Consider the following 24,096-nt stretch of genomic DNA (forward strand, 5'->3'; position numbering starts at 1 on the left):
CACACTTTTTTTATAGAATATAAAAACTTGCTTTTTTATAATTCTTGAGCTTCATTTTGATTGGCCCGGTATTCACATCCTCATTGAATAAAGGTTTAATTATGATTTTAGCATTATTTAAATCTTTCAATCTAATTAAATAGGGATGAATTTCACTTGGGGGTCTGATGGAATAAATAATGTCTAAGTTCTCATAAAGACTTTCAGTGGGATTTGTGATATCATCTTTTATAACGTCTTCGTCTGCAGGATTTATATCAATTTTAATGACGTTGATTCCATCCTGCGAATTTAAAAAATCATATACCTGTGTGAATTTTCCAATGCCTATTTCTGCAATGTTGACTGGTCTTTTTTCACACAAATTTAAAATAAATTCTCCAAAAGCATTCCATGTTTTCATCGATTTATATGTTTATTTTTATGATTATATTAAATTTTACAATAAAAATTTTTATATCATATAATAAATCAAATAACTTAATTGTATGTTGATAAGAGAATTTGTCCCTGCTGATGTAAAAAGAGTACTTGAGATAGAAATTAATTCTTTTGACGAAGAATCATATGGGCTGAACATGTTTTTAAAATTACATGAGATGGGTATCGGCTTTTTGGTGGCTGAAGAAGAAGGTTATGTAATTGGATATGTTTTATTTTGGATTAAACATGAATATGAAGGACATATTATCTCAATAGCCGTTGATGAAAAGTATAGGCATTCAAAAGTAGGAACAAAGCTGTTGTCCCATGCCATAATGGTTCTTAACCAATGCAATATTGAATATATCACATTGGAAGTGAATGAGAATAATGACGGTGCATTTAACTTCTATAAAAAGTTCAACTTTGAAGTTGACAGGTTAGTTCCAGGCTATTACAGCAATGAAGACGGTGCTATTGTCATGAAATTAGAAGTTAAAAGGGTATAGTTTTTGCATGGTTGTCATGTTGGCTATCTGATCAACTGTAACTGAACCTGTTGCGATGTTTATTCCTATTATGATTAGGTAAAATATGAAGATTCCAAGTTGAATATGGCCATGTTTGCGTGCTCTCGGATCTTTTCTTGTGGACAGGTAGATTGCAAATATCAGTCCTATTATTCCTCCAAGGATGGAGAATATGTATCCTAGGGCAATTACAAGATTGCTTGTCTTTTTATAGTCTGTCGGTTCTTCAGGTTTTGAACCTCCGATACTACCATATTTTATAACGATTGGTTTGTTGCCAGTGTTTTCAAATTGTTTGTTGAAAATTAAAGGCATTCCACAGTTAACGCAAAAATCTGCTTCTTCCGGATTTTCAAATCCGCATGAAATACATTTGGTGGTATTTTCGCCGGATATGTTTGTATAGTCTATATTTTTTTTGTCAGGATATTCATACCCGCACTTTAAACAAAAACCGTATTTGTCATCTGTTGTTCCATGACATTGAGGACATCTTCTTAACACCATATTTCTTTCACCTTCACATTAATTATTTATACTTCAATAAAGATATTTATATTATTATATTTATTTATTTCTTATCAAGTGATTAATATGGCAGAAACATCATCAAAAGAATTATATGAATTTAAAAAAACACTAAAGGAATTATCAGAAAAAAGGGGTAAGGGTACTGAACTGGTGTCCGTTTACATACCTCCTGATAAGCAACTTAGTGATGTTGGAAAGCACATGAGGGATGAATTGGGTCAGAGTGCTAACATTAAGAGTAAATCCACAAGAAAAAATGTACAATCAGCAATTGAGGTTATTTTGCAAAGGATTAGGTTATTTAAAAAACCTCCTGCTAACGGTTTGGTTTTATTTGTTGGTATGATTCCAAAAGGAGGTCCTGGAACTGAAAAAATGGAAACCTTTGTTTTTGAACCTCCTGAACCTGTTACTACATATTGGTATCAATGTAACAATGAGTTTTTCCTAGAGCCTCTCGAATATATGATTGAAGAGCGTGAAACCTACGGTTTAGCTGTAGTTGACAGAAAAGAAGCAACAATAGCTACTTTGAAAGGTAAAAGAATTAACATATTGGGTCATTTGACCAGTGGTGTTCCTGGTAAACACAAGGCGGGGGGACAATCTCAAAGAAGGTTCGATCGTGTAATTGACCTCGCTGCACACGAATTCAAAAAGAGAATTGGGGAACATATGAATGAGGACTTTTTACCTTTAAAGGATGATTTGAAGGGTGTTATTGTTGGCGGTCCTGGATTTACAAAAGAGGAATTTGTAGATGGGGACTATCTCCAATATGAAATTAAGGACAAGGTAATCGCTACTGTTGACACTTCATATACTGGTGAACCTGGTATCCGTGAAGTCATTGATAAATCTGCAGACATCTTAAACAATCTGGATGTAATGCATGAGAAGAAGACAGTTCAAAGATTCCTGAAGGAATTGATTAAGGAACATGGTCTTGCATCTTATGGTGAAGAGGAAGTCAGAAATAACCTGATTATCGGTGCTGTGGATACATTGCTTTTATCTGAAGATCTTTTAGCTATTCGTAAAGTATTGAAATGTCCTAATTGTGGTAGAATACAGGAAGTTACCATTAGGAGTGAAGAGGAGTTTGAGAAACTGGGCTTGAAATGTGAAAGCTGTAATGATTCACTTAAGGAGGAAAGTTCAAAAACTCTTGTTGAAGAATTAGTTGAAAAGGCTGAAGAAATGAATACTGATGTTGAATTCATTTCATCTGAAACAGAAGAGGGTATGCAACTTCTGAAAGCATTTGGTGGAATTGCAGCTATCTTAAGATACTGTGTAAGTTAATTCAAAATAGCTGTCCGGATGTTTGTCGTGGTAACTGAAGGGATTGTTCATCCTTTTTACCTTTCTTGCTGTTTTTTGAGGAATGTTTTCCTCCATTTTTATTTTTTCTATTATCTGGTTAAATTGAATTTTATTGATGTTGTACTCTTTCTGGCATTTTCTGTATAATGTGCTCAAAATGCAATTTTTAGATACGTACTCCATTTTTATTTCTTGGTAAATTTTTTGGTTAATTTTTTTATTCATTGTTATCATCTTTATTATTTTGTTTATAATATTTTAAAATTTATATTTAATTATATCTTATTTTAGATTAAATCCTATATAAAGATATATTGTATTATTATTTTTATAAACAATGTTTATTTTCTTTAATAAAAATTGAATGAAACATTAAAAATTTTTCCAATTTTTATTGTTATTTAGATATTAATCAATATGGGCTGTTATTTTGTTGCCATTTTTATATATTTTGCTATAAAATCAAATGTTCATTTGTTTTGCTTTTATTCAGTTTTTTATTCAAAATTTCATGAAAATCAGACCATTTGAATAGAAATTATTAATATAATGAATGATATAAAATATAATTGTATTATTGAAAATATTCTGGTTATTTGTCGATAAATGGAATATTAATATATGATATTTTTTTAGCAAATTTAAAGAAAATGCAGCTTTCTGCATACTTTATTTTTGTTAACATTGGAGGAATATTATGTCTTACGTAGATGATGTAATTGAAATGGTTATAAAACAAAACCCTGCTGAAGATGAATTCCATCAAGCAGTAAAAGAAGTTTTAGAATCTTTAAGAGTTGTTATTGAAGAAAACGAAGAAGAATTTAAAAGAAATGCTATTTTAGAAAGATTAGTAAATCCAGAAAGACAATTAAAATTCCGTGTTCCTTGGGTGGATGACAATGGACAAGTACAAGTAAACACTGGTTACCGTGTACAATTTAATAGTGCTATTGGACCATACAAAGGAGGATTACGTTTCCACCCTTCTGTAAACATTGGTATTATTAAATTCTTAGGATTCGAACAAATTTTCAAAAATTCCTTAACAGGTCTTGCAATCGGTGGAGGAAAAGGTGGATCAGACTTTGATCCTAAAGGAAAATCCGACAGAGAAATCATGGCATTCTGTCAAAGTTTCATGACTGAATTATGCAAATACATCGGTGCAGATACTGACGTCCCAGCAGGAGATATCGGTGTAGGTGGTAGAGAAATCGGTTTCTTATACGGTCAATACAAAAGAATCAGAGGATTATCCGAAGGTGTATTAACTGGTAAAGCATTATCTTACGGTGGTTCCCTTACAAGAACCGAAGCTACCGGTTACGGATTATTATACTTCGTAGATGAAATGTTAAGATGCAATGGAGAAGACATTGAAGGAAAAACCATCGTTGTATCAGGTGCAGGAAACGTAGCTATCTACGCAATCGAAAAAGCACAACAATTAGGCGGAAATGTAGTAACCTGTTCTGATTCCACTGGATGGATCTACGACCCAGAAGGAATTGACGTAAACTTATTAAAAGAAATCAAAGAAGTAAGACGTGAAAGATTAACTGCATACGCAAAAGAAAGAGAAAGCGCAGAATACCACGAAGGTAAAGGTGTATGGACCATCAAATGTGACATTGCTCTTCCATGTGCAACCCAAAACGAATTAGATCTTGACGATGCAAAAACTTTAGTTGAAAACGGTGTAATTGCAGTATCTGAAGGAGCAAACATGCCAACCACCATTGAAGCAACCGAATACTTCTTAGACAATGGAGTATTATTTGGACCAGGTAAAGCATCCAACGCTGGTGGAGTAGCTACCTCTGCTTTAGAAATGGCTCAAAACTCCCAAAGATTACAATGGACCTTTGAAGAAGTTGACTTAAAACTTAAAACCATCATGCAAAACATCTTCCACAACATCGATGATGCAGCTAAAAATTACGGATTCGATAAAAATTACGTAATTGGAGCAAACATTGCAGGATTCGAAAAAGTAGTGGATGCAATGAACGCACAAGGTATTGTATAAGTTTATTTAATTGTGAGAATCAAATTCTCACTTTTTTTCTTGTTTTTTTTTTTGATAGCTATTGTCTATCGTTTTTATATTTGAAAAGTAGTTTTTTTTTAATCTAGGTACTTTACTATTTTTTCTCCTTTTTCAGTAAGCTTGTATAATCTTCCCTTTTTCATTTCTGGAGTAGCACAGTAAACTAGATCGTGTTTTCTTAAATCAGCTAGTAAATTTGATGTATGGTTTGTATTGATATTTAGGGAATTCTTTATGTCAGTAGGTGTTTTCACCTTGTTATTTAGATATTTTATAATGTTTTGCCTATGTTTTGAAGCCCTAACATATGCAACCATTTGTAATACTTTTTCTTCGTCACACATGATACTATTTTTATTAATTGTTAATACTATACATATATATAATATTATACATTATTATATTCCCTTTTACAAATTTTTAATGCATTGTCCAGAAGCCGGTTCATTTTTCAATATTTTTTCATGTTAAATAAAATGGCTCGCCTCCCGCTCTTTTTACAAAATATTTATTATGATTAATCAACATATCTATTAATGTATATAATTTTTTAATATTTTGGAGATTATAAGATGGATAAAGTTAAAAAGGCCGATTGGAAAATTAGATTTGCAGTTGTCATGATTATAATTGCTTTCATCTTTTTTGCTTCAAGAATGCTTTATTTAGGAGATTCCGAAGAGGTTGTGTCTTATCTTTGGAAACAAATTGGTTTTATTCCAGTAAACATTCTTCTTGTAGCATTTTTAATTGATGGAATTATATCTAAGAAGGAACATGAGGCTATTTTGGAAAAAGTTGACATGATCATGGGTACTTTCTTTACCAAATTAGGTAATGATTTGGTGCATATGATTAGTACTGCAAGTGTGAATACAGTAAGTACTCATGCTTTAAAAAACATTAGGGATTGGGATGATAAGGATTATGAGAACAAATTAAAAGAGTTTAAGGAACATCCTGTCGAATTTGACACTGCTCTGAAAGGGGAGGAAAGAGCTAAATTCCTAAATGAGATTCAGGATATCCTATCCGAGAATAGGGATTTCATTATTAACTTAATCAACAACCCCAACCTTCTCAAAAAAGGGGAATTCTCAGGATTGATGATTGCACTTTTGCATTTGGATGAGGAACTTGCAAGGAGAGGAGATTTAAATAATGTTTCTGACACTGATTTCGCTCACTTAAAAGGAGATATTGCAAGAGTCTACTCTCATTTGATTTATGAATGGATCTATTATTTAAGATACTTGAATAAGTTTTATCCTTACATGATTTCATTGGCTATTAGAACAAATCCTTTTGATTGCGATGCTGATGTTCATATAAATGAATAATGGAGACAATTATGGATTCCAGGCAATTAATAGTTAGAATAAATCAGGCTTTCATCAATAAAAACTTCGAGGAGGTTATTGATTTGTGTGATTTGATTCTTCATGACGACGGTTTCAACATGAATGCACTACTTAAAAAAGGAGACTCATTGGTTGAATTAAATCATCATGATAAAGCTATTGATTGTTATAAACTTATTTTACAGAACAATAACAGAATAATTCCTGCTTTGACAAATTTGGGTTATTGTTATTTGGAATTGGGTAGAATCGATGAAGCTATCTCTTCATTTGATGAAGCACTAAAATTAAATCCAAATGCTTTGCCTGCAATAACTGGCAAATCAATGGCCTGCATAAAGGCAGAAGATTTTTATGGTGCTATTTCTTGTTTTGACAAATTGTTGGAGCTTGATGATTCAAATCCTAATTTTTATTATCAAAAAGGATTGCTTTATAAAAAGTTAAATGATTCTTCTAAGGCTGAGGAATGTTTTGACAAAGCTTCAAAACTAGATTCAAGCTTATTCAATGGAAAGTCATTATAGTTTATTGAATATTGCATATTAATGTCTTTAAATATCGGTCTTTAAAAATTGAAAGAACTTTTTTATAATGGGTATAAATTTTCCTGCTTTTTCTTATGGATGTGCTGGCACATATTATTAAAATCTTTTAGCATTTAATCGTATTTGATAGTGGCCATGCAATATAATTAGAATATCTCACATCTGTCTATTTTAATGACTCTTTCTATTTAATAGATAAAGTATCCAATATTTATGTTTTCGAGAAAAATAGTGTTAGATTAAGATTGATTGCGGAGCACTTTGGATTTAGTATGTGATTCTTTTTAAATGTTTAAAGTACAAATTAAAGTTTAAAATGATTAAAAAAATGTGAGATACTATTTCAACTGTCTGTTTCCATGATATTCATTGCATCTTTATGATTAATGGTCTTAAAAGAGTAAATTTAATCTTTGAATTTTATTACTTCATACTCTATAGGTAATTTGGAAACGGCTTCCATAAAGTCTACCTGTCTTTTCAAATCCTTTTTTGTATATAAAAAATAAACTGCAGGAACCCATAATGCAACCCAACCAACAATAATGATCATTGTGTTTATAGGGTCGGTAATGCGATAATTTGGAACAATGCGGTCAAGAACGTTGTTGAACAGCATGCAGATAAGTATTATTGAAATTCCGTAAGCAAGTTCCTTTCTCCTTACTTTATTCAAATGCTGGTAATTTTTCATAAGGTCCATGTGCTTTTTAACGAAATATTTCTTCAAATCATTTTCAAGAGTGATTTTCTCTCTGCTTTTGCAGTTTTCAATCTGCAAATGGATTCTAACCTTATCAATGTCTTCCAGGGTATATGCCTTAAGACATTCTTTTAAATATGCTTCTAAATCAGGATTTAGGGACTTGTTTTTAGCAAAATCTCCTACAAAAGGATTATAGAAGGATTCAATATTCTTGATTTTTATTGTTATTACAGTTTCCATTCAAATCCTTCTTTTTTAAAACATTATCCAATTCTGTTTACTTGTATTAAAGATTCCACTGGAATTCCATCAATTTCAGAGATTCCTGCTTTGTCGATTAATACGATAACCACTAAAGGTTCTCCGCCATTGTCACGAACTGCAGCAATGACTTCTTTTGCAGTTTTACCACTGGTGGTTACGTCGTCAACGATAACGACTTTCTTACCTTCAACTGAACTGAAATTGGTACTTATAGCACCTTCACCGTCATTGGTTTCTTCGAGTTTTCTGTGCTTGTTTGGGTGGAATACTGCAAGGGAAGTTTCCACTCCACTCATATCCTCTAAGAAGTCAGCCATCATGGTTGCAAATGGAATTCCACTAACTGCCACTCCAACAACCACGTCTGGTTCCCCATGAGATAATGCCATGTCGCTTAAGACACCGGATATGTATCTTAAACGTGTAGAGTTTCCACCTAAACTTTTCCAGTTAATAACTACATCTTCCACTGGAACATTTGGTTTTTCTTCAGTTGGTTTTTGCAAAATTAACCATCTAGCTGTGTCCATTGAAACATTTAATTCATCAGCTATTTCACCAGTTGTAAATCCATGTTTTCTAAGTTCATGGGCTTTTATTATCAATTTTTTTTCCATTTTTCTATCCCCTATTCAAGCTCATCAAAACTTATTGGTTTATGTTCTTTAGAAGATTTGGTAGCAGCAATAACCATTTTTAAAGCATTAAGACCATCTTCACCGCTAATCACAGGTCTTTCGTTATTAACTACAGATTCTAAGAAAGATTTTAATTCCTCTTTTAAAGGTTCTTCATGTTTAATTTGGATATCTTGAGCAAATTTACCGTATACGTCAATGCTTTGCTCAATATAATCAACGGAAATTATTCCATCGGTTCCAGTAACTTCAATCTGTCTTCTTTTGTATGGGGTTAACCAGTTCACTTCAAGAATTCCTGTAGCTTCGTTTTCAAAGTTTACCATAATTTCCGCATGATCTTCAAAGTCACATTTGTCAAGTATGCTTCCCATAGTTCCATAGACTTGGGTAACGTCCTCATCAAATAAGTAGTACATCACATCTAAATCATGAATTGCTAAATCGATTGTAACTCCTACATCTTGTATTCTTGGAGGGAAAGGACCTACTCTTTTTGCAGAAGCGGATACTACATCTCCAATAACATCGTTTTCAATTAATTCTTTTGCCTTTTGAACTGCAGGATTGAATCTTTCCACATGGCCAGTTGCAAGAATAACTCCTTTTTCTTTTGCAGCAGCAATCATTTCTTCTGCTTCCTCTAATGTAAATGCAATTGGTTTTTCAACAAGCACATGTTTTCCATGCTTAATTGCTTCCATTACAATTCCATGGTGAAATGTTGTAGGCACACAAACGCTTACAACTTCGATATCTGGATTTTCAAGTAGTTCTTTGTAATCTGAGTATCCTTGGGTGTCGTATTTTTTACATACCTTTTTCAAAGTTTTTTCACTAACATCAGAAACGGCCAATAAGTTAGCATTTTCCAATTTATAATATACACGAGCATGGTTGTATCCCATAGCTCCAACACCAATAACTCCTACATTTACAGTTCTCAAATTCTTACCTCCTTAAATAAACTCTTGGAAAGTTTTACCTATCTTTTTACCAAGTTCTTGTGATTCTCTAATAGATCCGGACACATTGCACTCCTTAAGAATGTCTCCATCTTTTGTTAATAATATTGAATATATGTTTAATTGTTTGTCTTTAAGCTGAGCTAAACATCCTATAGGCCATTGGCATCCAACGCCCATTTCCTCTAGCACGGCCTTTTCTCCAAATACTTCTTGCATTGAATTATAGTCATTTAATTTTGAAAATATTTCTTTTTTATCAGAATCTTTTCTAATCATAACAGCTATAGCTCCCTGACCTGCTGCTGGAGTAATATAATCAGTTGGAAAAACTGTTTTTATATATTTTGTCAAATTGAGTCTTTTTAAACCAGCTTCAGCCATTATTGTAGCATCCAATTCATTATTAAGAACTTTTTTAATTCTAGTTTCAACATTTCCTCTAAGAGGTTTAAGTTTAAAACCTTTTTTATAATGGTTGCAGAATGCTTCACGTCTAAGGCTACTGCTTCCTAAGGTAGAACCTTTACCTAATTCATCCCATGTTTTATTTGAAATTAAAACGTCATTAGGGGATTCCCTTTTAGGAACCGCTATTATTTCAAGATCTTCATCTAATTCAGTAGGTAAATCTTTAAAACTATGCACTGTAAAATCAACCTCTTCTTCAAGAAGAGCTATATCAAGTTCTTTTGTGAATAATCCCTTTGAATCCATATTGTACAATTGGGATTGGGTTATTTTGTCTCCCTTTGTTTTTATGATTTCAATCTGGGGTTTTTCCTTTGTAATTTTTGATAATGCAGCACAAACTTGGTTTGTTTGAGCAAGTGCTAATTGACTTCCTCTAGTTCCAACGATCAACTAACCATCTCCAATGTTTTTTCTCAGTATCAAGAAAATATTTTTTTTGAAGTATTTCATAGACTTTTAAATTCTATTATATTACTTTTTTATTATTGATAACTTATAAGTTATATGGTTTATTTAAATAATGGTGGAAAATTTTCCAAAAAATAAAGTTTATTTCTTAAATGAATGGAATGCCATTATCTTTGTGACAATTTGCGATAATCTGAACGGTATATGAAAAGAACATTTAATTTTCGATTAATTGCATATTTGATTGCATCATTATAGTTTTCAATAAATGTTGCTGATTTGTTTAGTTTTTCATTTATATTTCTTCCAACTTCACCAGTCAATATCAGATTCAAATCAACATTTTCATTCAGCAGGCCCGCCACTTTCTCCTCATCAATCTCTTCACAGGTTATTCCATAGTCTCCTCCAATTATTATGCAGTATTTTTCTGGATTTTTAAGCATATCTATTGAAAATTCTATGGCCTTTGTGTTTATTCCGGGATTGATCTCCTCAATTATCTTCAAATCACCTACATTTCTAATGTTTGTCCTGCCTTCTATTCCTTTGTAGTTGGCCAATCCATTGATTATGTCGGTTTCACTTGTTTCCAAAGTCAATGCAGTTGTTATTACTCCCAGAATATTTTCAATATGGTGGGGGCCCATTGCAAAGCTTTCAATTTCAAGACATCCGGAAAGCAGATTGTCATTTATTGTTTTAACATTTTCATAAATGACTTTTAGGGAGGTTCCATCAATGTCATAATTTATATCTTTAGCATGAACGTTGCTCTTTTCATCGTCAATTGAAAACGTATTTATTTTATCCTTAAATCTGTCAGACTCATCATTATAATGCTTGTCAAGGGTTTCTTTTTTTATGGCTATTTTGCCGCATCTAAACACTTGTGACTTTGCAGTTTTAGCATCGCTCCTATTTTTGGCTATTGGATAGTTTTCAACAATATTTGTGAGCAATCCAACATCGCCGATTCCTGTAACTCCAAGGGAGCTCTCCAAAATCAGACTTCCGTAATTTATGAAGTCAGTAATCTCGTTTTTCTTACAACCCCAATTGCATGCAGGATTATCGATCCTATAGGCCAAATCCACAGCTTCCTTGATGTTTGCAGGTGTTATGCTAACATTCTTTTTTAGCCTGATTTCATGGTTGTCTCTTACTTGAATAATGCCCAGGCTGCTAAGTATTAATGGATGCAAATCCTTTAGAATTTCCTTAAGCATAAAAACGGAGCTGGTTTTTCCTTTCACCCCCGTAATTTCAATTTTTGGAATTTTCGGATATTTTTTAAAAAAGTCTTTAAGAAGCAATTTTACGGCTTCATGATGTGTTATAAAATCAAGTTCAGTGCATTCTATCTTTTCAATAATCTCATTTTTTGAAAGGGGTAGGTGTATTGGATAGACTACAATCAGTTCATCAGATTCTATTTCTTCCAATTTTCTTATTTTAACCTCTTTCAAGGTTAATTTTGTAATTTCCTCTTCATTTAAAGTGTTATAGATGTCATAAAGATAAATGTTTTCATACTTGTCAAGTTTTGAAAACTCAGCGGCTAACTTGACTCCCCCATGTGTCGCATCTATAATAAGACAATCCATTATAAGCACCTTGGTTCTGTATGGATTCCACCTTCGGTTAACTTGTCCTTAACCTTTTTATAGAAGTATTTTTTGGAGGTTCTGATGAAGTAAACGTCTTTTTCAGCTTTCTTAAACTTGATTTCTTCTTCATATTCTGCTTCTTCGTTAATTTGACCATCCATTACAAAAATAGCTTTTTTACCTTTTTTAAGAAGCTTTACAATTATCTCACTTTTATCAGACACTACAAAAGGCCTTATTCCTAATTTGTATGGGCAGATTGGGATTATTATAAATGCTTCAAGCTTAGGATCAACAATAGGGCCTCCTGCTGACATTGCATAGGCAGTGGAACCGCTTGGTGTTGATACAATTAATCCGTCCGCTCTAAATTCTTCAACAACCTCTCCATCAACTTCTACTTCAAAATGAAGCATTTTTGATGGTTTGTCAGTCATTATTACCACTTCATTTAAAGCGGAATATTGGTGGTCTTCATGGGATACGATAAGCTTTGACCTTTTTTCTATGAAATAATCTCCTTTCAATATCTTTTTCAAGGCTTTGAACGTATCCTTCACTTCGATTTCAGTTAAAAATCCAACAGTACCCATATTAATACCGAATATTGGAATCGGCTGCTTCATTTTACTTTGGGTTCTAAGAAGAGTCCCATCCCCTCCAAGAATGATGATCATGTCGCTATCGAATTCGTCAATTTTCTCCGAAAGCAGCTTGTAGTTAATGTCTAATTTGAGATTCTTAATCTGGTCTGCAATTTCAGGGGCTTCTTTTTGTGTTTGTTTTATTATTTCAGGAAGGTTTGGGTCCTTTTTAAGTTCTTCCAGTTTGTTTGCCAAATCGTTTTCAATAACAACCGCCACGCCGTTCATCAAAAGATAGTTTATTATTTTTGCAGAGTATAATATTGATTTGTATTCATCCAAACGACTTACAATAGCCACTTCTCCAATGATGTCTGCCTCATTGTCAGTTAGGATGTTTACGATTTGACGATGGAGAATTTCATTGTTTGCAGCCACAACAATGGTTTTTTCATAGATTGTTAACTTGTTGTTAAGCTTTTCGCCGTATTTGTTGGTGATGATTCCTCCCGCTTCCTCCAGAATCAGTTTTGATGCGGCGATATCAATAATTCTGCTTCCTCTCAAATCCAGAAACGCATCATATTTTCCACTGGCCACATATGAAAGTTCCAAAACAACGGATCCTAAAACACGCATTCTTCTAGCGTTATCTACAAGTTTTGAAGCTGTTATTGTGCTGCTTTTTGTAAATCCTCCAAGTGTTGTGTTGCTGATGTTTATAACCTTTGACGGATGAACCTCTTCATTGTTTAGCCAGGTTCCTTTTCCCTTTTCAGCTTCAAAGAAGTTCCCGTTACTGAAATTACTTACAAATCCAAGTTCGACGTCATCCAGCGTCGCCACCCTTCCTTCAGGAACTTTGGCGACAGCTACAGATATTCCATATGCAGGAATTCCTTTCACTGCATTGTTTGTCCCGTCAAGAGGGTCGATTAAAAATATGAATTTTGCTTTTTTATCTTCCGGAATGTCTGTTCTTCTTAATTCATGTGTGAGGGTTATGTTTTCTTTCAATCCTTTTCCAAGTCTTAATTCCCCTACCTCTTCACTAATCAAATAGCAGTATTCTGGAGAGTTTTTTAAGATGTTTATTATTTTTTCTTCAGCAATAATATCTATGAGGGATGATGGTGTTCCGTCAGCACCTATTTTAACGTGTTCTCCAGACTCGGTATTTCCAACATATGGCCTGATTGCTCTTCCAACATCTTTTATGATTGCATATGCAAGGTCTGAAGCTATTTTTTTATTTTTTTCATCCATATTATCACCTTATTCGATTATGTCATCGTTCAAATAGACGACGGATGCAACAACGCTTCCAATTTCCTCAACTTCATGAGTTATCTCTTCCACAATCAGTTCTTTAATTTCAATGTTGCGCTGTTCCATCATGTATTTTACCATATAAATAGCTTTGTCAACGAGAGTTTCCGGGTCTTTATCAATTCCTTTTGCTTCCACAACACAACCTAGCTTTTCACCTATTGCTACTGCAACAACCGCAGTCAATATGTCTCCCGGCTTATCTGATGTTATTGTGGAGAGAACACAATTCACCATTGATCCAGGTTTTAGGGGAACTATTTCTTGCACTTCTGTATTTCCAGCAAGCATGCTTGATACTTTAATTAAATTCACGTCCCCTATTCCTGCATTTGTAAGGGCATTGTCAAAGGCATTTAATTTTGTTGGTCCTTCGTCTTTTCCAGAAACTATAGCTATTTTCATTTTATCACTTAGTTTAATATTGCTTTTCATAATTTTTAAAAGTTAAGTGTTTAACTTTAATCTAAATCGAATAATTTAAATAAAAGTCTAATAAAATATAATAGTAATATAATCATTTGGATTGTATCAATTTTAATTTAAATCTTATTTTATATATTATGGAGGAAGATTAATGTCAACAAAAGTTGTAGAAATTAAAACTTTAAAAGTCGGAAAATACATCGTTTTAGGTGGAGAAGCATCTAAAATCACAAGCTTAACTACTTCATCACCTGGTAAACACGGTGCTGCAAAAGCAAGATTAGAAGCTGTAGGTATCTTTGATAACCAAAAAAGAAGTATCGTAAAACCTGTAGATACTAAAGTAGATATTCCAATCATTGACAAAAGAGTAGGTCAAGTATTATCTATCCAAGGTGACAACGTTCAATTGATGGATATGGAAAGTTACGACACCTTAGATTTAGAAATTCCTGATGACTTAAAAGACCAAATTACCGAAGGTATCGAAGTGGAATACATCGTTGCTTTAGGTAATATGAAAATAATGAGAACAAAATAATTATTTTAAATAATTATTTTTACTTTTTTTTATTTAATAGTTGATTCCTATGCTTTTCAATACTTACGATCCTTGGAAATTTGCCTTTTCGAAAAGTTCCGAGAGCATTGATGATGTTGAAGAAGAAGCATGGGGGATTATTGGGGTTCCATTCGATAGCACAACATCTTATCATTCAGGTGCTCGTTTAGGCCCAATTGTTGTTAGGGAAGCTTCATATGGCTTCGAAATGTTCAATATAGATTTCAACACAAATCTAGACACTGATTTTTATGATTTTGGAGATTCCAATGTAATTCCCGGAAATTGTGTTGCAACAGTGGACCTTGTAAAATCAAATGTAGCCGAACTGATGAGTCATAAAATCAAACCGATTCTCATTGGGGGAGAGCACAGCGTTAGCATTGGTGCTGTTGAGGCTCTTAAAAACAGATACTCTAACCTGACAGTGGTTCATTTGGATGCCCATAGGGATTTGGCAGACACATTCATGGGTGAGAGATATTCTCATGCAACAGTCATGAGGAGGATCCATGATTTGAAGGTTGAGGAACTGATTCAAATAGGTATAAGATCATCTTCCAGTGAAGAGGAGGCTTTTGCAAATGAATCCCCAAATATTAAAACCTTCAGAAGCAATGAAGTTAAAAATCATATTGACAATATCCTTTATTATTTGTCACAGATTGAAACTCCAATCTACTTGTCAATAGATATGGATGTTCTGGATCCTATTTTCGCTCCAAGTGTGGGAAATCCAACTCCTTTGGGAATTACAATCCAGGATATTCAGGACATTATGGAATGTTTAGCTGCAAAAAACATTGTTGGCATGGATGTTGTGGAAACAGCTACCGACAGGTTGGGAGACATTACTGCTGTGGCGGCTTCCAAACTCGTTTATGATTTCTTAACACTCATGTGATTTTATTGAATCATTTCGATTATGTTGTATTTTTGACTGCATGTCAAACTTATTTTCATAACTGGAATTATATTTTTGTAATTCCTATTTATTAGTATAATATAAATATTCGGTTCTATAATATATTATTTATTAATTTAGAAGGAGCAAATTTTTATGAATAACAGAACAGTTGAACTTTCTGGACATATTATTGATTCATTGGTTCTTCCAAAGACTATGGACCTTATTATGGACAGAGGTGGAGATTTTGACATACTGGAATTTGATGTTGGAAAAAGAAAATCTGATATTAGTAGGGCTAAGATATTGGTTTCTGCAGATTCTCCCGATCAGTTAAACATGATTTTAGACGAATTATCTAGATTAGGTGCTTCCATATCCGAACTTAAAGAGGTTCAGCTTGTGGCATCCACTAAAGACAAAGTTGCTCCTGAAGGATTCTATTCAACTTCCAATCATACAACTCATGTTTTATACAATGGAAATTGGATTGTTGTTAATGACATCGAAATGGACTGTACAATCTGCATTGATGAGGAAAACGAACGTGCATATTGTAAACCGTTAGGTGATATTAAGGCAGGAGACATGATTGTTGTAGGCCGTGAAGGTATTAAAGTAACTCCTCCTCAAAGAGCAAGGGGCAAGCAGGAGCTATTTGAATTCATGAACAGTGATGTTTCTTCTGAAAAACCTTTAATGAATCTTATTCGTGGAATAGCTAAAGAGATGAAGGAAATTAAAGCTAAAGGCGGTAAAATAGGAATTGTTGGTGGGCCAGCTATTGTTCATACAGGCTCTGGAAAATATTTGGCTGCTCTTATTCGTGAAGGATACATTGACGCTTTAATGGCTGGAAATGCATTGGCTACTCATGATATTGAAAGCAATCTATTTGGAACTTCTTTGGGAATTGAAGTAGAAACCGGAAACATTGTATCTCATGGTCATACTCACCATATGAGGGCAATTAACAAAATAAACAATTCCGGATCTATTAAAAATGCTGTTGAAGATGGAACTTTAACAGGGGGAATCATGTATGAATGTATTAAGAATGATGTCCCTTACGTTTTGGCAGGCTCCATTCGTGATGACGGTCCTTTGCCTGATGTAATCACAAACACTCTCAAATCTCAGGAATTGATGCGTGAACAGGCTCAAAGTTTGGATATGGTAATTATGATTGCTACAATGCTTCATTCAATAGCTATGGGTAATTTACTCCCTTCACGTGTGAAAAGTATTTGTGTAGATATTAACCCATCTACGGTGACTAAACTTTCTGACAGGGGCAGCGCTCAAGTCGTTGGCATTGTTACGGATATTGGTACATTTTTACCTTTATTATACAATGCATTACATGAAGACGATGATTTAGATGAAATTTAAGGCTTATTATTTGGATGTATTGGATAACACCATACATCCTGCTGAAATTTCTATTAAAAACTCTTTTTTTGATTCAATCAGAATTCTTAGCGATACCAATTTTATTCCCGATATTGATGGCTTGATTTTGCCGGGCTTCATTGATGCTCATATTCATATTGAAAGCACCATGCTTACTCCGGCCCAATTTGCAAAGGCGGCTTTGCGTCATGGGACGACTTCTGTTATTGCAGACCCTCATGAAATTGCAAATGTTTTGGGGATTGAAGGTGTTGATTTCATGATTGAAAATGCATCAAAGGTTCCTTTTGATTTTTATTTTTCAGCTCCGTCCTGTGTTCCTGCAACTGTCTTTGAGACATCAGGGGCTATTTTGGACAGTGATGACATTTATAAATTGATGAGTAGGGATGAAATTGTGGCTCTTGGGGAAATAATGAATTTTCCGGGGGTTATTGATGATGACTTTGAAGTTCTTTCAAAGATAAATGTCGCAAGGGATCTTGACAAGCCTATTGATGGTCATGCTCCGTTGCTTTCAGGTAAAAATTTGGAAAAATATCTGTCTAAGGGTATAAGTACTGACCATGAATGCAGCAGGTTTAATGAAGCTATTGAAAAAAAGGATAAAGGCATGAAAATAATGGTGAGGGATGCTTCATCAGCTAAAAATCTTGAAGCTCTTTTTGATTTTTCAGATAGGATTGAATATTGGAGAAACAAGGACAATTTCGGATACCTTCCAAACGAAGCACTTGAAAGAATTCTTGAATATCCTATCTTTGACTTTATTGTAAGTGATGACAAGCATGTTGCAGATATTATAAATGGTCATTTAAACGAATCCCTTAAAAAGGCCAAGAGATTGGAACTGGACATTATAGAGCTAATCAAGATGGTAACCTTGGCTCCCGCAATGCATTACAGATTGGATTCCGGTGCAATAATGGAAGGTATGAAAGCTAATTTTGTCGTTGTTGACAATTTGGATGATTTGAATGTCAAACAGACATACGTTGGTGGAAAATTGGTTTTCGATGGTGAAGATGTTCTATTTGATGTTCCTGAAATAAGTGAAATTAACAACTTTGAAGTTGATTACAAGACTCCTGAAGATTTTGAAGTGATCTGCGAATCTGATAAGGCTAGTGTAAATGTAATAAAATGTTTCAATGGGCAACTGCTCACAGAAAAGGTGGAATGTTTCCTTAAAAGTAAAAATGGAATATTGGAATCAAATGTTGACAATGATATTCTCAAGATAGCCAACGTTGAAAGATACGGTGGGAATTCATTGGCCAATGGATTTATACAAGGTTTTAATCTGAAGGAAGGAGCTCTTGCAAGTTCAATCAGCCACGATTCTCATAACATATTGGTTGTTGGAGTAAATTCTCAGGACATGGCAAAGGCTGTAAACCTGGTCATTGAAAACAAGGGGGGCATAGCTGTTGCCAGCAAAAACTATTCGGATTTTCTATCTCTTCCAGTTGCCGGATTAATGACTAACGAGGACTATGGGAAAGTGGCCAACAAGGTTGAGGAGTTGGAAAGGGTTCTAAGATTGTGGGGCTGTAAAATGGATGCTCCGATTACAACGCTTTCCTTCATGGCATTGCTTGTAATACCGTCTTTGAAAATCTCAAACAAGGGTCTTTTTGATGGAGAATCATTTGAATTCATAGATTTAATCAATTAAATCCATATCCTTTTTTCTCAAGTTCTTCCAACAAAATCTTAATGGCTTCCTTGTCTTTTCTGGAACCTACCTTTGTAATCACTCTTTTAGCTTCTTTAAATCTTCCCAAATAGTATTCTGGGTTTTCATCAATTTTTTCCATATTGTGAACTGATTCAACAAGCAAGTCCATTGCACGATTAAGGGGTTTCTTGTTATTTTTTTTAACAATTTCAACCACCTTTGCTTTAATGATGGATTTTTGACTTTTATTTATTGGATCATTAGTTTTAACAACATCTTTGATGCTTTCCACTTCACATTTAAAATAGCTATTTGCACATTTCAGGCTATTGTCCGAATTCAAATAGCTATTTGGTACTGTAGAAAGAGTAGAATAAGTAAATGCAAAAGGATTGTCAACAACATTAACAATGAATTCATTGGTTTTCAAAATATTGTTTAAAGTATGGCTTGTTTTAAAAATCCGGCACATTATACTATGGTTTCCAGTACAAATAACTCCAATGGGTGCAGAATTAGATTTATTGTTATATTTTGTAGTTATTATTGTCTCGTAATGAATTCCTTTTTCCAAACCTATACTTCTTAAATCTTGCATATTATTATATTATTTCATTTATAATATAATAACTTCTAATAAGGTTTATATTAACTATAAAACAAATACTATAATAATAGTTGGAGTGTGATAACTATGGCTTATAAAATGTATGATGAAATGATGGAACAACCAGATGCTCTTAGAAAAACATTTGCATCTGAGATGGAGATAATGGACATCGTTTCTCAAAAGGTATCACAAGCTAATAAAATTTATTTAGTAGGTTGTGGAAGTTCAATATCTACATGTTACAGTGTTAGGGATGCTTTAAGAATGTCTACAAACATGAATGTTGAAGTTTTTACAGGATATGAATTTTTTTATAATAAAAAATTAAACAAGAATGAAAATACTATTGCAATTTTCACATCCCAATCTGGTGAGACTGCAGATACTTTAGCTTCTCTTGAAAAAGCTAATGACTACGGAGTACCTACAGTTTCAATTAGCAATGAACCTGATAGTTCCATGTCTAAAAAAGCTAAATATCCGATTATAACAAGAGGTGATAAAGAAACAGCTATTCTTGGAACTAAAACATATGTGGCGCAATTAGCTTGTCTTTATCAAATATTATTCACAGCTTCTGATTATGAAAATAAGGGAGAATTACTTAATCAGTTAAAAGAAATGCCTGATTTGATTGAAAGGTTACTTAAAACCACTGAGGAAGACAATAAAAAATTAGCGGAGGAATTTAAAGACGAAGATATTTTCTATTGTCTGGGGAGTGGGCCGAATTTCGGGCTTGCATACAAATTGGCAATGACAATGCTTATGGAAGGTGCAATAAAACATGCCTGTCCTGTGTATGCTACTGAATTCAGACATGGTTTAATTGAACGTGTTGAAAAGGATGTTCCTGTAATATTTTTAGATTCTGACTTTGAATCAGATGAAATAACTAAAAAGGCAATTGAGTTTTCCAAAAATCTTGATTTGAAAGTAATTTTATATAAACTTCAGGATTATGCTGATGTTGACAAGTTATTGTCTCCATTCGTATTGGTTGTACCTTTGGAATGGTTCGTTTATTATTTGGCTCATTATAATGGTGAAGATCCAGGAGCTACAAGACATATTGGAAAAGTAAGATACTAAATCTTATTTTTTTTCTTTTTTTGGTGATCTTTTGAAAAACAGTGATGTGGCGTGGAGCGTATTTTTGGGCATTGTAGTTGTTTTAGTTTGTCTCCATATTTTTGGCATAGTGACTTTACATTTTTTTAAGGGTTGGTGGACATTATTTATTATAATTCCTTCTGCTTTGGCTTTATTTAGACCTGAAGATAGGAAAGGAGGAGTTATAGGTCTTATTATTGGACTTTTGCTTTTGATTTCCACAAGAGGAATGGCTAGCTTTTCAGTCATTGTAAAAATAGTCCTTGCAGTGCTTGTTGTGTTTGCTGTTGTCTTCCTTGCAATGGCATTAAAAAGGATATCTGGCAACGGCATGGAGCAATCATATAACGTATTTTTCTCCGGTCAGGAGATAAACTCTTCAGGCACAGTATTCGATGGATGCAATTGTGTTGTGGCCTTTGGAGGCCTTGACTTGGATTTAACAAATGCGGTTTTAAATCAAGACTGTACAATCAATGCCTTTGTAATTTTTGGAGGTATTGATATTCGTGTTCCTGAAAATGCCAATCTAAAAATAAATTCCACAAGCATATTGGGTGGTGTGGATAATAAAACTAATAATTCAAGCAATAATCAATTTACAATTAATATCAATGCAACAGCCACATTTGGCGGTGTTGATATAAAATAATTTTCTTTTTTTAAAAAAATAAGTAAGATGGCTTATTTTAATTGTGCACCATCTTTATATGCGTTTCCCACGCGTTCTCCGATTTTATAATATCCTAAGGTAAATGGATCAAAAGCGATTGCATTTAATTTGGAGATATCCACTTTGCCTTCAGTCAAAACGTCTTCATCAGCTGTAAGGCTTAACACATCTCCGACAACATCACAACCAAATTCTCCTTCTTTAATTTCAACCAATTCACATTCCATACATATTGGAAATTCGTTTATGATTGGAGCGTCCACAATTTCGGATTTTACAGCGGTCATTTTGCTTTTTTCAAATTTGTCTTCAGTATCATTTCCGGAAACTATTCCAAAATAATCTGCTTCAACTACATGATCGGCATCAGCTAAACTTACGGTAAATGCATTTCTTTGCCTTATGTTTTCCATAGTTTTATGTCTAGCTCCCAATTCTAGAATTATCTGGTCGCGACTTTTCATTGTTCCCCATGCGGCATTCATGACATTTACAGTATCATCATCGTTATATGTTGCAATCATCAATACAGGCATTGGAAAAATTCCCATTTTGGTTTCAAGTTGTTTTTTCATTATTTCATCCTCTGGCAAATAATTTATAAAAAAAGTCTTCAGGTTTGTATTTAAAAAATATAAAAAATAAGAAAGTAGAATATTGGTTCTATTCTACAGTAACTTTGGTTTTTGGAGTTTCAACTTTAGGAATGGTAATGATGGTCATTCCGTTATCGTATGCAGCTTTAATTTCGTGAATATTGATTTGGTTTGCAAAGCTGATGCTTTTGACGCATTTTCCTTCTTTTAATTCATCAAGAATTAATTCAGCATCTTCTGCTGCATCAATTTCATCTTTGAATGATGGGAAAATAGCTTCAATGGTGATTTCATAATCTCCAGCTTCAATTTCAATATTTTCTTTTGCTACACCAGGAGTTGCTACTTTAATGTAGTAGTTACCTTTATCTTCAATTAAATCAATGTCTAAGGTTTCAATAACTGTTTGTTTGTAGTCATTTACTTTGTCATTGAATTTTTTGTGTGCAGTTTTTACATTGTCAAAGAATTCATCTACACCTTTGGATAAATCATTTGCTACTTTGTCAGCTATTTGTTTTCCTTGATCGAAAGTATCATTGATTTTATCTTTTTTATCATTAATTTTTTCATTTACTTTTTCTTGGCCTTTGTCGATTTTTTCATTTACTTTTTCTTGGCCTTTTTCAAGTTTTTCATCAACTTTTTCTTGACCTTTATCGATTTTTTCATCGATTTCGTCAGCTTTTGATGAATTTATTTCAATGGTATCTTTTTCGCTCATGTTATTCACACTCCTATTTTAACTAATTTTAATTATGATTGTGTCATTGTTATATATAAACCTATCACTATTCTCTTTGAATTTTTTCAATTTTGTCAATTGTTTCATTTATCTTTTCTATTCCATCTCCTTCCATAGCTGATATGAATATGCTTTCATCAAATTCATCAACATATTGTTGGAGATATTCGTCCTGTTCGATTATGTCCATTTTGTTAAACAATGCAATGATCGGAATTTCGCTGAATACCTTTTCAATTTGTTTGAACAAGTTAAACTGACTTTCAAGGGTAAATCCGCAGGTTTCTGATGCATCAAAGATAAATAAAATTGCATCTGCCAGATGCTCAAGGGCTATTAAAGCGTTCAATTCAATATCATTCATTTCAAGTACAGGCCTATCCAAAAGTCCAGGTGTATCAATAATTTGTATCTCTTGCCAGTGTCTTTCAGTGTGTCCTATTTGAATACCTTTTGTTGTGAACGGATAATTTGCAACTTGAGGGTCCGCTCCTGTAATTTGTCTTAGGAGTGTTGATTTTCCAACATTAGGAAAACCGGCTATAACTATTGTAATCGCATCAAAATCGACGGTTGGCATGTTCCTGAGATTTTGTTTTGCAAAATCTAGCATGTCAAGGTCCTTCTTGATTTTATTTACGACTGATGCAATTCTTCCGTATGCTTGTTTTTGAAGCATGCTTGCACGTTCGGAAGGGTTGTTGCGTATTTTTCCACCATATTCTTTTTCAAGTTGGGTTAAAATACCATATGCCCAATTAAGACCTCCCAATGCTTGTTTTAAATCATCTACACCAACGGTAATGTCAATGTAATCCTGATAGAACTCAGGCATTTCCTCAATGATAGGTACGCTGTCGATAATTGACTTGAGTTTGTCCTTGATTACTTGACAGGCAGTAACAACTCTTGTTTCCTCGATTTTCTTACCTTTTAAATGTTTTGGGATTTTCTGTGTTCTCATTAGGTCTGCGTTTTTCTTTCCTCTTCTAAAACCTTTATCTAATAACTCATCTGGTGTTGGTATGGTTGGAATCATCATTTTAATCACTGAAATACTTTTCCTTGGAATGTGTAAACGTCGCTGCTTGCATCTAACCAGCTATCTGCACTTATTCCTGCTTTCATGCAGGTGTGCTCTAAAAATTCTTGCACATCCATATTATGTTCTACTGCTACTTGCGGGAGTAATAATCCTCTCCTGTATCCTTTTTGAATAATGAGGCCATCACGACCAATTTCTATTTTTTCCAGGTATTCTAAAGGATCGGATACTTCTAACTTTTCCGGAGGGGATAGTACTGTCACTTCAAATGTTAATTCAGGATATTCTTCCATGGTTACTTCCGGAAATCTTGGATCTTCACATGCTGCAGCGATAGCTACATCTATTGTTGCCTGAACTGCACTTTCTACAGGTTCCGGATATCCGATGCATCCTCTCAATTGTCTGTTTTCATTTAAAGTTACGAAAATTCCCATTCTTTCTTTTAGTTCTTCAGGACAATCTTCAGGCACTTCAATTTTTCTGCCTTCATCTAAATAAATCAAAACGGCCTCTTTTGCCAATCCCACTAAATATTGTCCATTTTCATATGATATCATTTTTTTCATCTCCTT

General features: G+C 33.6%; 27 protein-coding genes. 11 read left to right on the plus strand and 16 right to left on the minus strand.

The window, feature by feature from the left end; translation table 11 throughout:
- Positions 1 to 10: 10 nt before the first annotated feature.
- Complete coding sequence (locus tag Q4P18_RS01865; RefSeq protein WP_303334918.1) at positions 11 to 364, minus strand: UPF0146 family protein; 354 nt, start codon at positions 362 to 364, stop codon at positions 11 to 13.
- 124 nt (positions 365 to 488) lie between these two features.
- Here Q4P18_RS01865 and rimI point away from each other — a divergent pair, with 124 nt between their 5' ends.
- Positions 489 to 932 (plus strand): ribosomal protein S18-alanine N-acetyltransferase, encoded by a 444-nt coding sequence (gene rimI, locus Q4P18_RS01870; RefSeq protein WP_303334920.1) that lies wholly within the window; start codon positions 489 to 491, stop codon positions 930 to 932.
- Here rimI and Q4P18_RS01875 read toward each other — a convergent pair.
- On the minus strand, positions 912 to 1,460 hold the full coding sequence (locus tag Q4P18_RS01875; protein WP_303334922.1) for a zinc ribbon domain-containing protein: 549 nt from the start codon (positions 1,458 to 1,460) through the stop codon (positions 912 to 914). The genes rimI and Q4P18_RS01875 overlap by 21 nt on opposite strands.
- A gap of 87 nt (positions 1,461 to 1,547) precedes the next feature.
- On the opposite strand from Q4P18_RS01875, the gene prf1 reads away from it, so the two are divergent.
- Positions 1,548 to 2,789, plus strand: coding sequence for a peptide chain release factor aRF-1 (gene prf1, locus Q4P18_RS01880; RefSeq protein WP_303334925.1), 1,242 nt, complete (start codon positions 1,548 to 1,550; stop codon positions 2,787 to 2,789).
- Here prf1 and Q4P18_RS01885 read toward each other — a convergent pair.
- Positions 2,769 to 3,035: a hypothetical protein gene (locus Q4P18_RS01885; RefSeq protein WP_303334927.1), complete on the minus strand. Its 267-nt coding sequence runs from the start codon at positions 3,033 to 3,035 to the stop codon at positions 2,769 to 2,771. The genes prf1 and Q4P18_RS01885 overlap by 21 nt on opposite strands.
- A 472-nt stretch (positions 3,036 to 3,507) precedes the next feature.
- On the opposite strand from Q4P18_RS01885, the gene gdhA reads away from it, so the two are divergent.
- Positions 3,508 to 4,842, plus strand: a complete 1,335-nt coding sequence (gene gdhA / locus Q4P18_RS01890) for an NADP-specific glutamate dehydrogenase (protein ID WP_303334928.1) — start codon at positions 3,508 to 3,510, stop codon at positions 4,840 to 4,842.
- A 98-nt stretch (positions 4,843 to 4,940) separates the two neighbouring features.
- On the opposite strand, the gene Q4P18_RS01895 is transcribed toward gdhA, so the two are convergent.
- On the minus strand, positions 4,941 to 5,207 hold the full coding sequence (locus Q4P18_RS01895) for a winged helix-turn-helix domain-containing protein (RefSeq protein WP_303334930.1): 267 nt from the start codon (positions 5,205 to 5,207) through the stop codon (positions 4,941 to 4,943).
- A 228-nt stretch (positions 5,208 to 5,435) separates the two neighbouring features.
- On the opposite strand from Q4P18_RS01895, the gene Q4P18_RS01900 reads away from it, so the two are divergent.
- Together Q4P18_RS01900 and Q4P18_RS01905 are read left to right on the plus strand one after the other, a co-directional pair.
- Positions 5,436 to 6,203: a hypothetical protein gene (locus tag Q4P18_RS01900; protein WP_303334932.1), complete on the plus strand. Its 768-nt coding sequence runs from the start codon at positions 5,436 to 5,438 to the stop codon at positions 6,201 to 6,203.
- 11 nt (positions 6,204 to 6,214) lie between these two features.
- On the plus strand, positions 6,215 to 6,751 hold the full coding sequence (locus Q4P18_RS01905; RefSeq protein WP_303334934.1) for a tetratricopeptide repeat protein: 537 nt from the start codon (positions 6,215 to 6,217) through the stop codon (positions 6,749 to 6,751).
- A 427-nt stretch (positions 6,752 to 7,178) separates the two neighbouring features.
- On the opposite strand, the gene Q4P18_RS01910 is transcribed toward Q4P18_RS01905, so the two are convergent.
- From Q4P18_RS01910 to Q4P18_RS01940, 7 genes are all read right to left on the minus strand, one after another.
- Positions 7,179 to 7,718, minus strand: a complete 540-nt coding sequence (locus Q4P18_RS01910) for a hypothetical protein (protein ID WP_303334936.1) — start codon at positions 7,716 to 7,718, stop codon at positions 7,179 to 7,181.
- Between the two features lie 23 nt (positions 7,719 to 7,741).
- Entirely contained in the window at positions 7,742 to 8,359 is a 618-nt protein-coding gene (locus tag Q4P18_RS01915; protein WP_303334937.1) for an orotate phosphoribosyltransferase-like protein, read from the minus strand.
- 11 nt (positions 8,360 to 8,370) lie between these two features.
- Positions 8,371 to 9,327 carry a Gfo/Idh/MocA family protein gene (locus Q4P18_RS01920; protein ID WP_303334939.1) on the minus strand — a complete coding sequence of 319 codons (957 nt, stop codon included), beginning with the start codon at positions 9,325 to 9,327 and terminating at the stop codon, positions 8,371 to 8,373.
- A 12-nt stretch (positions 9,328 to 9,339) separates the two neighbouring features.
- On the minus strand, positions 9,340 to 10,209 hold the full coding sequence (gene hemC / locus Q4P18_RS01925; RefSeq protein ID WP_303334941.1) for a hydroxymethylbilane synthase: 870 nt from the start codon (positions 10,207 to 10,209) through the stop codon (positions 9,340 to 9,342).
- 185 nt (positions 10,210 to 10,394) lie between these two features.
- The gene (gene cfbE / locus Q4P18_RS01930; protein ID WP_303334943.1) at positions 10,395 to 11,834 is read right to left on the minus strand and encodes a coenzyme F430 synthase; all 1,440 of its coding nucleotides are present in this window, start codon (positions 11,832 to 11,834) and stop codon (positions 10,395 to 10,397) included.
- Positions 11,834 to 13,687, minus strand: a complete 1,854-nt coding sequence (locus Q4P18_RS01935) for a bifunctional NADP phosphatase/NAD kinase (protein WP_303334945.1) — start codon at positions 13,685 to 13,687, stop codon at positions 11,834 to 11,836. Before Q4P18_RS01935 ends, cfbE begins: the two co-directional genes overlap by 1 nt.
- A 9-nt stretch (positions 13,688 to 13,696) precedes the next feature.
- Positions 13,697 to 14,155, minus strand: a complete 459-nt coding sequence (locus tag Q4P18_RS01940) for a pyruvoyl-dependent arginine decarboxylase (RefSeq protein ID WP_303334947.1) — start codon at positions 14,153 to 14,155, stop codon at positions 13,697 to 13,699.
- 172 nt (positions 14,156 to 14,327) lie between these two features.
- Here Q4P18_RS01940 and Q4P18_RS01945 point away from each other — a divergent pair, with 172 nt between their 5' ends.
- From Q4P18_RS01945 to ade, 4 genes are all read left to right on the plus strand, one after another.
- Positions 14,328 to 14,717 carry a translation initiation factor IF-5A gene (locus Q4P18_RS01945; RefSeq protein WP_303334949.1) on the plus strand — a complete coding sequence of 130 codons (390 nt, stop codon included), beginning with the start codon at positions 14,328 to 14,330 and terminating at the stop codon, positions 14,715 to 14,717.
- A gap of 49 nt (positions 14,718 to 14,766) precedes the next feature.
- On the plus strand, positions 14,767 to 15,642 hold the full coding sequence (gene speB / locus Q4P18_RS01950) for an agmatinase (protein WP_303334951.1): 876 nt from the start codon (positions 14,767 to 14,769) through the stop codon (positions 15,640 to 15,642).
- A gap of 156 nt (positions 15,643 to 15,798) precedes the next feature.
- Entirely contained in the window at positions 15,799 to 17,037 is a 1,239-nt protein-coding gene (locus Q4P18_RS01955) for a TIGR00300 family protein (RefSeq protein ID WP_303334953.1), read from the plus strand.
- Positions 17,027 to 18,736: an adenine deaminase gene (gene ade / locus Q4P18_RS01960; RefSeq protein ID WP_303334955.1), complete on the plus strand. Its 1,710-nt coding sequence runs from the start codon at positions 17,027 to 17,029 to the stop codon at positions 18,734 to 18,736. Before Q4P18_RS01955 ends, ade begins: the two co-directional genes overlap by 11 nt.
- Here the strand turns inward: ade and Q4P18_RS01965 are convergent.
- Complete coding sequence (locus Q4P18_RS01965; protein WP_303334957.1) at positions 18,729 to 19,337, minus strand: DUF447 domain-containing protein; 609 nt, start codon at positions 19,335 to 19,337, stop codon at positions 18,729 to 18,731. The two genes, ade and Q4P18_RS01965, sit on opposite strands and share 8 nt — an antisense overlap.
- A 96-nt stretch (positions 19,338 to 19,433) precedes the next feature.
- Here Q4P18_RS01965 and Q4P18_RS01970 point away from each other — a divergent pair, with 96 nt between their 5' ends.
- Both Q4P18_RS01970 and Q4P18_RS01975 read left to right on the plus strand, forming a co-directional pair.
- On the plus strand, positions 19,434 to 20,441 hold the full coding sequence (locus tag Q4P18_RS01970; protein WP_303334958.1) for an SIS domain-containing protein: 1,008 nt from the start codon (positions 19,434 to 19,436) through the stop codon (positions 20,439 to 20,441).
- Positions 20,442 to 20,472: 31 nt separating this feature from the next.
- Entirely contained in the window at positions 20,473 to 21,114 is a 642-nt protein-coding gene (locus tag Q4P18_RS01975) for a LiaF domain-containing protein (RefSeq protein ID WP_303334959.1), read from the plus strand.
- Between the two features lie 32 nt (positions 21,115 to 21,146).
- Here Q4P18_RS01975 and Q4P18_RS01980 read toward each other — a convergent pair whose 3' ends face one another.
- The 4 genes from Q4P18_RS01980 to Q4P18_RS01995 all read right to left on the minus strand — a co-directional run bounded on the left by Q4P18_RS01980 (position 21,147) and on the right by Q4P18_RS01995 (position 24,081).
- Positions 21,147 to 21,710 (minus strand): flavin reductase family protein, encoded by a 564-nt coding sequence (locus Q4P18_RS01980; protein ID WP_303334960.1) that lies wholly within the window; start codon positions 21,708 to 21,710, stop codon positions 21,147 to 21,149.
- An 88-nt stretch (positions 21,711 to 21,798) separates the two neighbouring features.
- Positions 21,799 to 22,455, minus strand: a complete 657-nt coding sequence (locus tag Q4P18_RS01985) for an Hsp20/alpha crystallin family protein (RefSeq protein ID WP_303334961.1) — start codon at positions 22,453 to 22,455, stop codon at positions 21,799 to 21,801.
- A 67-nt stretch (positions 22,456 to 22,522) separates the two neighbouring features.
- Positions 22,523 to 23,518, minus strand: coding sequence for an NOG1 family protein (locus tag Q4P18_RS01990; RefSeq protein WP_303334963.1), 996 nt, complete (start codon positions 23,516 to 23,518; stop codon positions 22,523 to 22,525).
- Positions 23,519 to 23,523: 5 nt separating this feature from the next.
- Positions 23,524 to 24,081 carry a TIGR00296 family protein gene (locus Q4P18_RS01995; RefSeq protein WP_303334965.1) on the minus strand — a complete coding sequence of 186 codons (558 nt, stop codon included), beginning with the start codon at positions 24,079 to 24,081 and terminating at the stop codon, positions 23,524 to 23,526.
- Positions 24,082 to 24,096 lie beyond the last annotated feature (15 nt).

The organism is Methanobrevibacter sp. (genome assembly GCF_030539665.1).
GTDB lineage: Archaea > Methanobacteriota > Methanobacteria > Methanobacteriales > Methanobacteriaceae > Methanocatella.

Bases quoted from the DNA above. Each gene is read 5' to 3' on its own strand.
- Q4P18_RS01885 (WP_303334927.1), bottom strand. From the start codon at position 3,035: ATGAATAAAAAAATTAACCAAAAAATTTACCAAGAAATAAAAATGGAG.
- prf1 (WP_303334925.1), top strand. From the start codon at position 1,548: ATGGCAGAAACATCATCAAAAGAATTATATGAATTTAAAAAAACACTA.
- speB (WP_303334951.1), top strand. From the start codon at position 14,767: ATGCTTTTCAATACTTACGATCCTTGGAAATTTGCCTTTTCGAAAAGT.
- Q4P18_RS01990 (WP_303334963.1), bottom strand. From the start codon at position 23,518: ATGATGATTCCAACCATACCAACACCAGATGAGTTATTAGATAAAGGT.
- Q4P18_RS01980 (WP_303334960.1), bottom strand. From the start codon at position 21,710: ATGAAAAAACAACTTGAAACCAAAATGGGAATTTTTCCAATGCCTGTA.
- Q4P18_RS01965 (WP_303334957.1), bottom strand. From the start codon at position 19,337: ATGCAAGATTTAAGAAGTATAGGTTTGGAAAAAGGAATTCATTACGAG.
- Q4P18_RS01955 (WP_303334953.1), top strand. From the start codon at position 15,799: ATGAATAACAGAACAGTTGAACTTTCTGGACATATTATTGATTCATTG.
- cfbE (WP_303334943.1), bottom strand. From the start codon at position 11,834: ATGGATTGTCTTATTATAGATGCGACACATGGGGGAGTCAAGTTAGCC.
- Q4P18_RS01905 (WP_303334934.1), top strand. From the start codon at position 6,215: ATGGATTCCAGGCAATTAATAGTTAGAATAAATCAGGCTTTCATCAAT.
- Q4P18_RS01995 (WP_303334965.1), bottom strand. From the start codon at position 24,081: ATGATATCATATGAAAATGGACAATATTTAGTGGGATTGGCAAAAGAG.
- Q4P18_RS01945 (WP_303334949.1), top strand. From the start codon at position 14,328: ATGTCAACAAAAGTTGTAGAAATTAAAACTTTAAAAGTCGGAAAATAC.
- Q4P18_RS01875 (WP_303334922.1), bottom strand. From the start codon at position 1,460: ATGGTGTTAAGAAGATGTCCTCAATGTCATGGAACAACAGATGACAAA.
- Q4P18_RS01970 (WP_303334958.1), top strand. From the start codon at position 19,434: ATGGCTTATAAAATGTATGATGAAATGATGGAACAACCAGATGCTCTT.
- Q4P18_RS01915 (WP_303334937.1), bottom strand. From the start codon at position 8,359: ATGGAAAAAAAATTGATAATAAAAGCCCATGAACTTAGAAAACATGGA.
- Q4P18_RS01910 (WP_303334936.1), bottom strand. From the start codon at position 7,718: ATGGAAACTGTAATAACAATAAAAATCAAGAATATTGAATCCTTCTAT.
- gdhA (WP_303334928.1), top strand. From the start codon at position 3,508: ATGTCTTACGTAGATGATGTAATTGAAATGGTTATAAAACAAAACCCT.
- Q4P18_RS01935 (WP_303334945.1), bottom strand. From the start codon at position 13,687: ATGGATGAAAAAAATAAAAAAATAGCTTCAGACCTTGCATATGCAATC.
- rimI (WP_303334920.1), top strand. From the start codon at position 489: ATGTTGATAAGAGAATTTGTCCCTGCTGATGTAAAAAGAGTACTTGAG.
- Q4P18_RS01900 (WP_303334932.1), top strand. From the start codon at position 5,436: ATGGATAAAGTTAAAAAGGCCGATTGGAAAATTAGATTTGCAGTTGTC.
- Q4P18_RS01940 (WP_303334947.1), bottom strand. From the start codon at position 14,155: ATGAAAATAGCTATAGTTTCTGGAAAAGACGAAGGACCAACAAAATTA.
- Q4P18_RS01985 (WP_303334961.1), bottom strand. From the start codon at position 22,455: ATGAGCGAAAAAGATACCATTGAAATAAATTCATCAAAAGCTGACGAA.
- ade (WP_303334955.1), top strand. From the start codon at position 17,027: ATGAAATTTAAGGCTTATTATTTGGATGTATTGGATAACACCATACAT.
- Q4P18_RS01895 (WP_303334930.1), bottom strand. From the start codon at position 5,207: ATGTGTGACGAAGAAAAAGTATTACAAATGGTTGCATATGTTAGGGCT.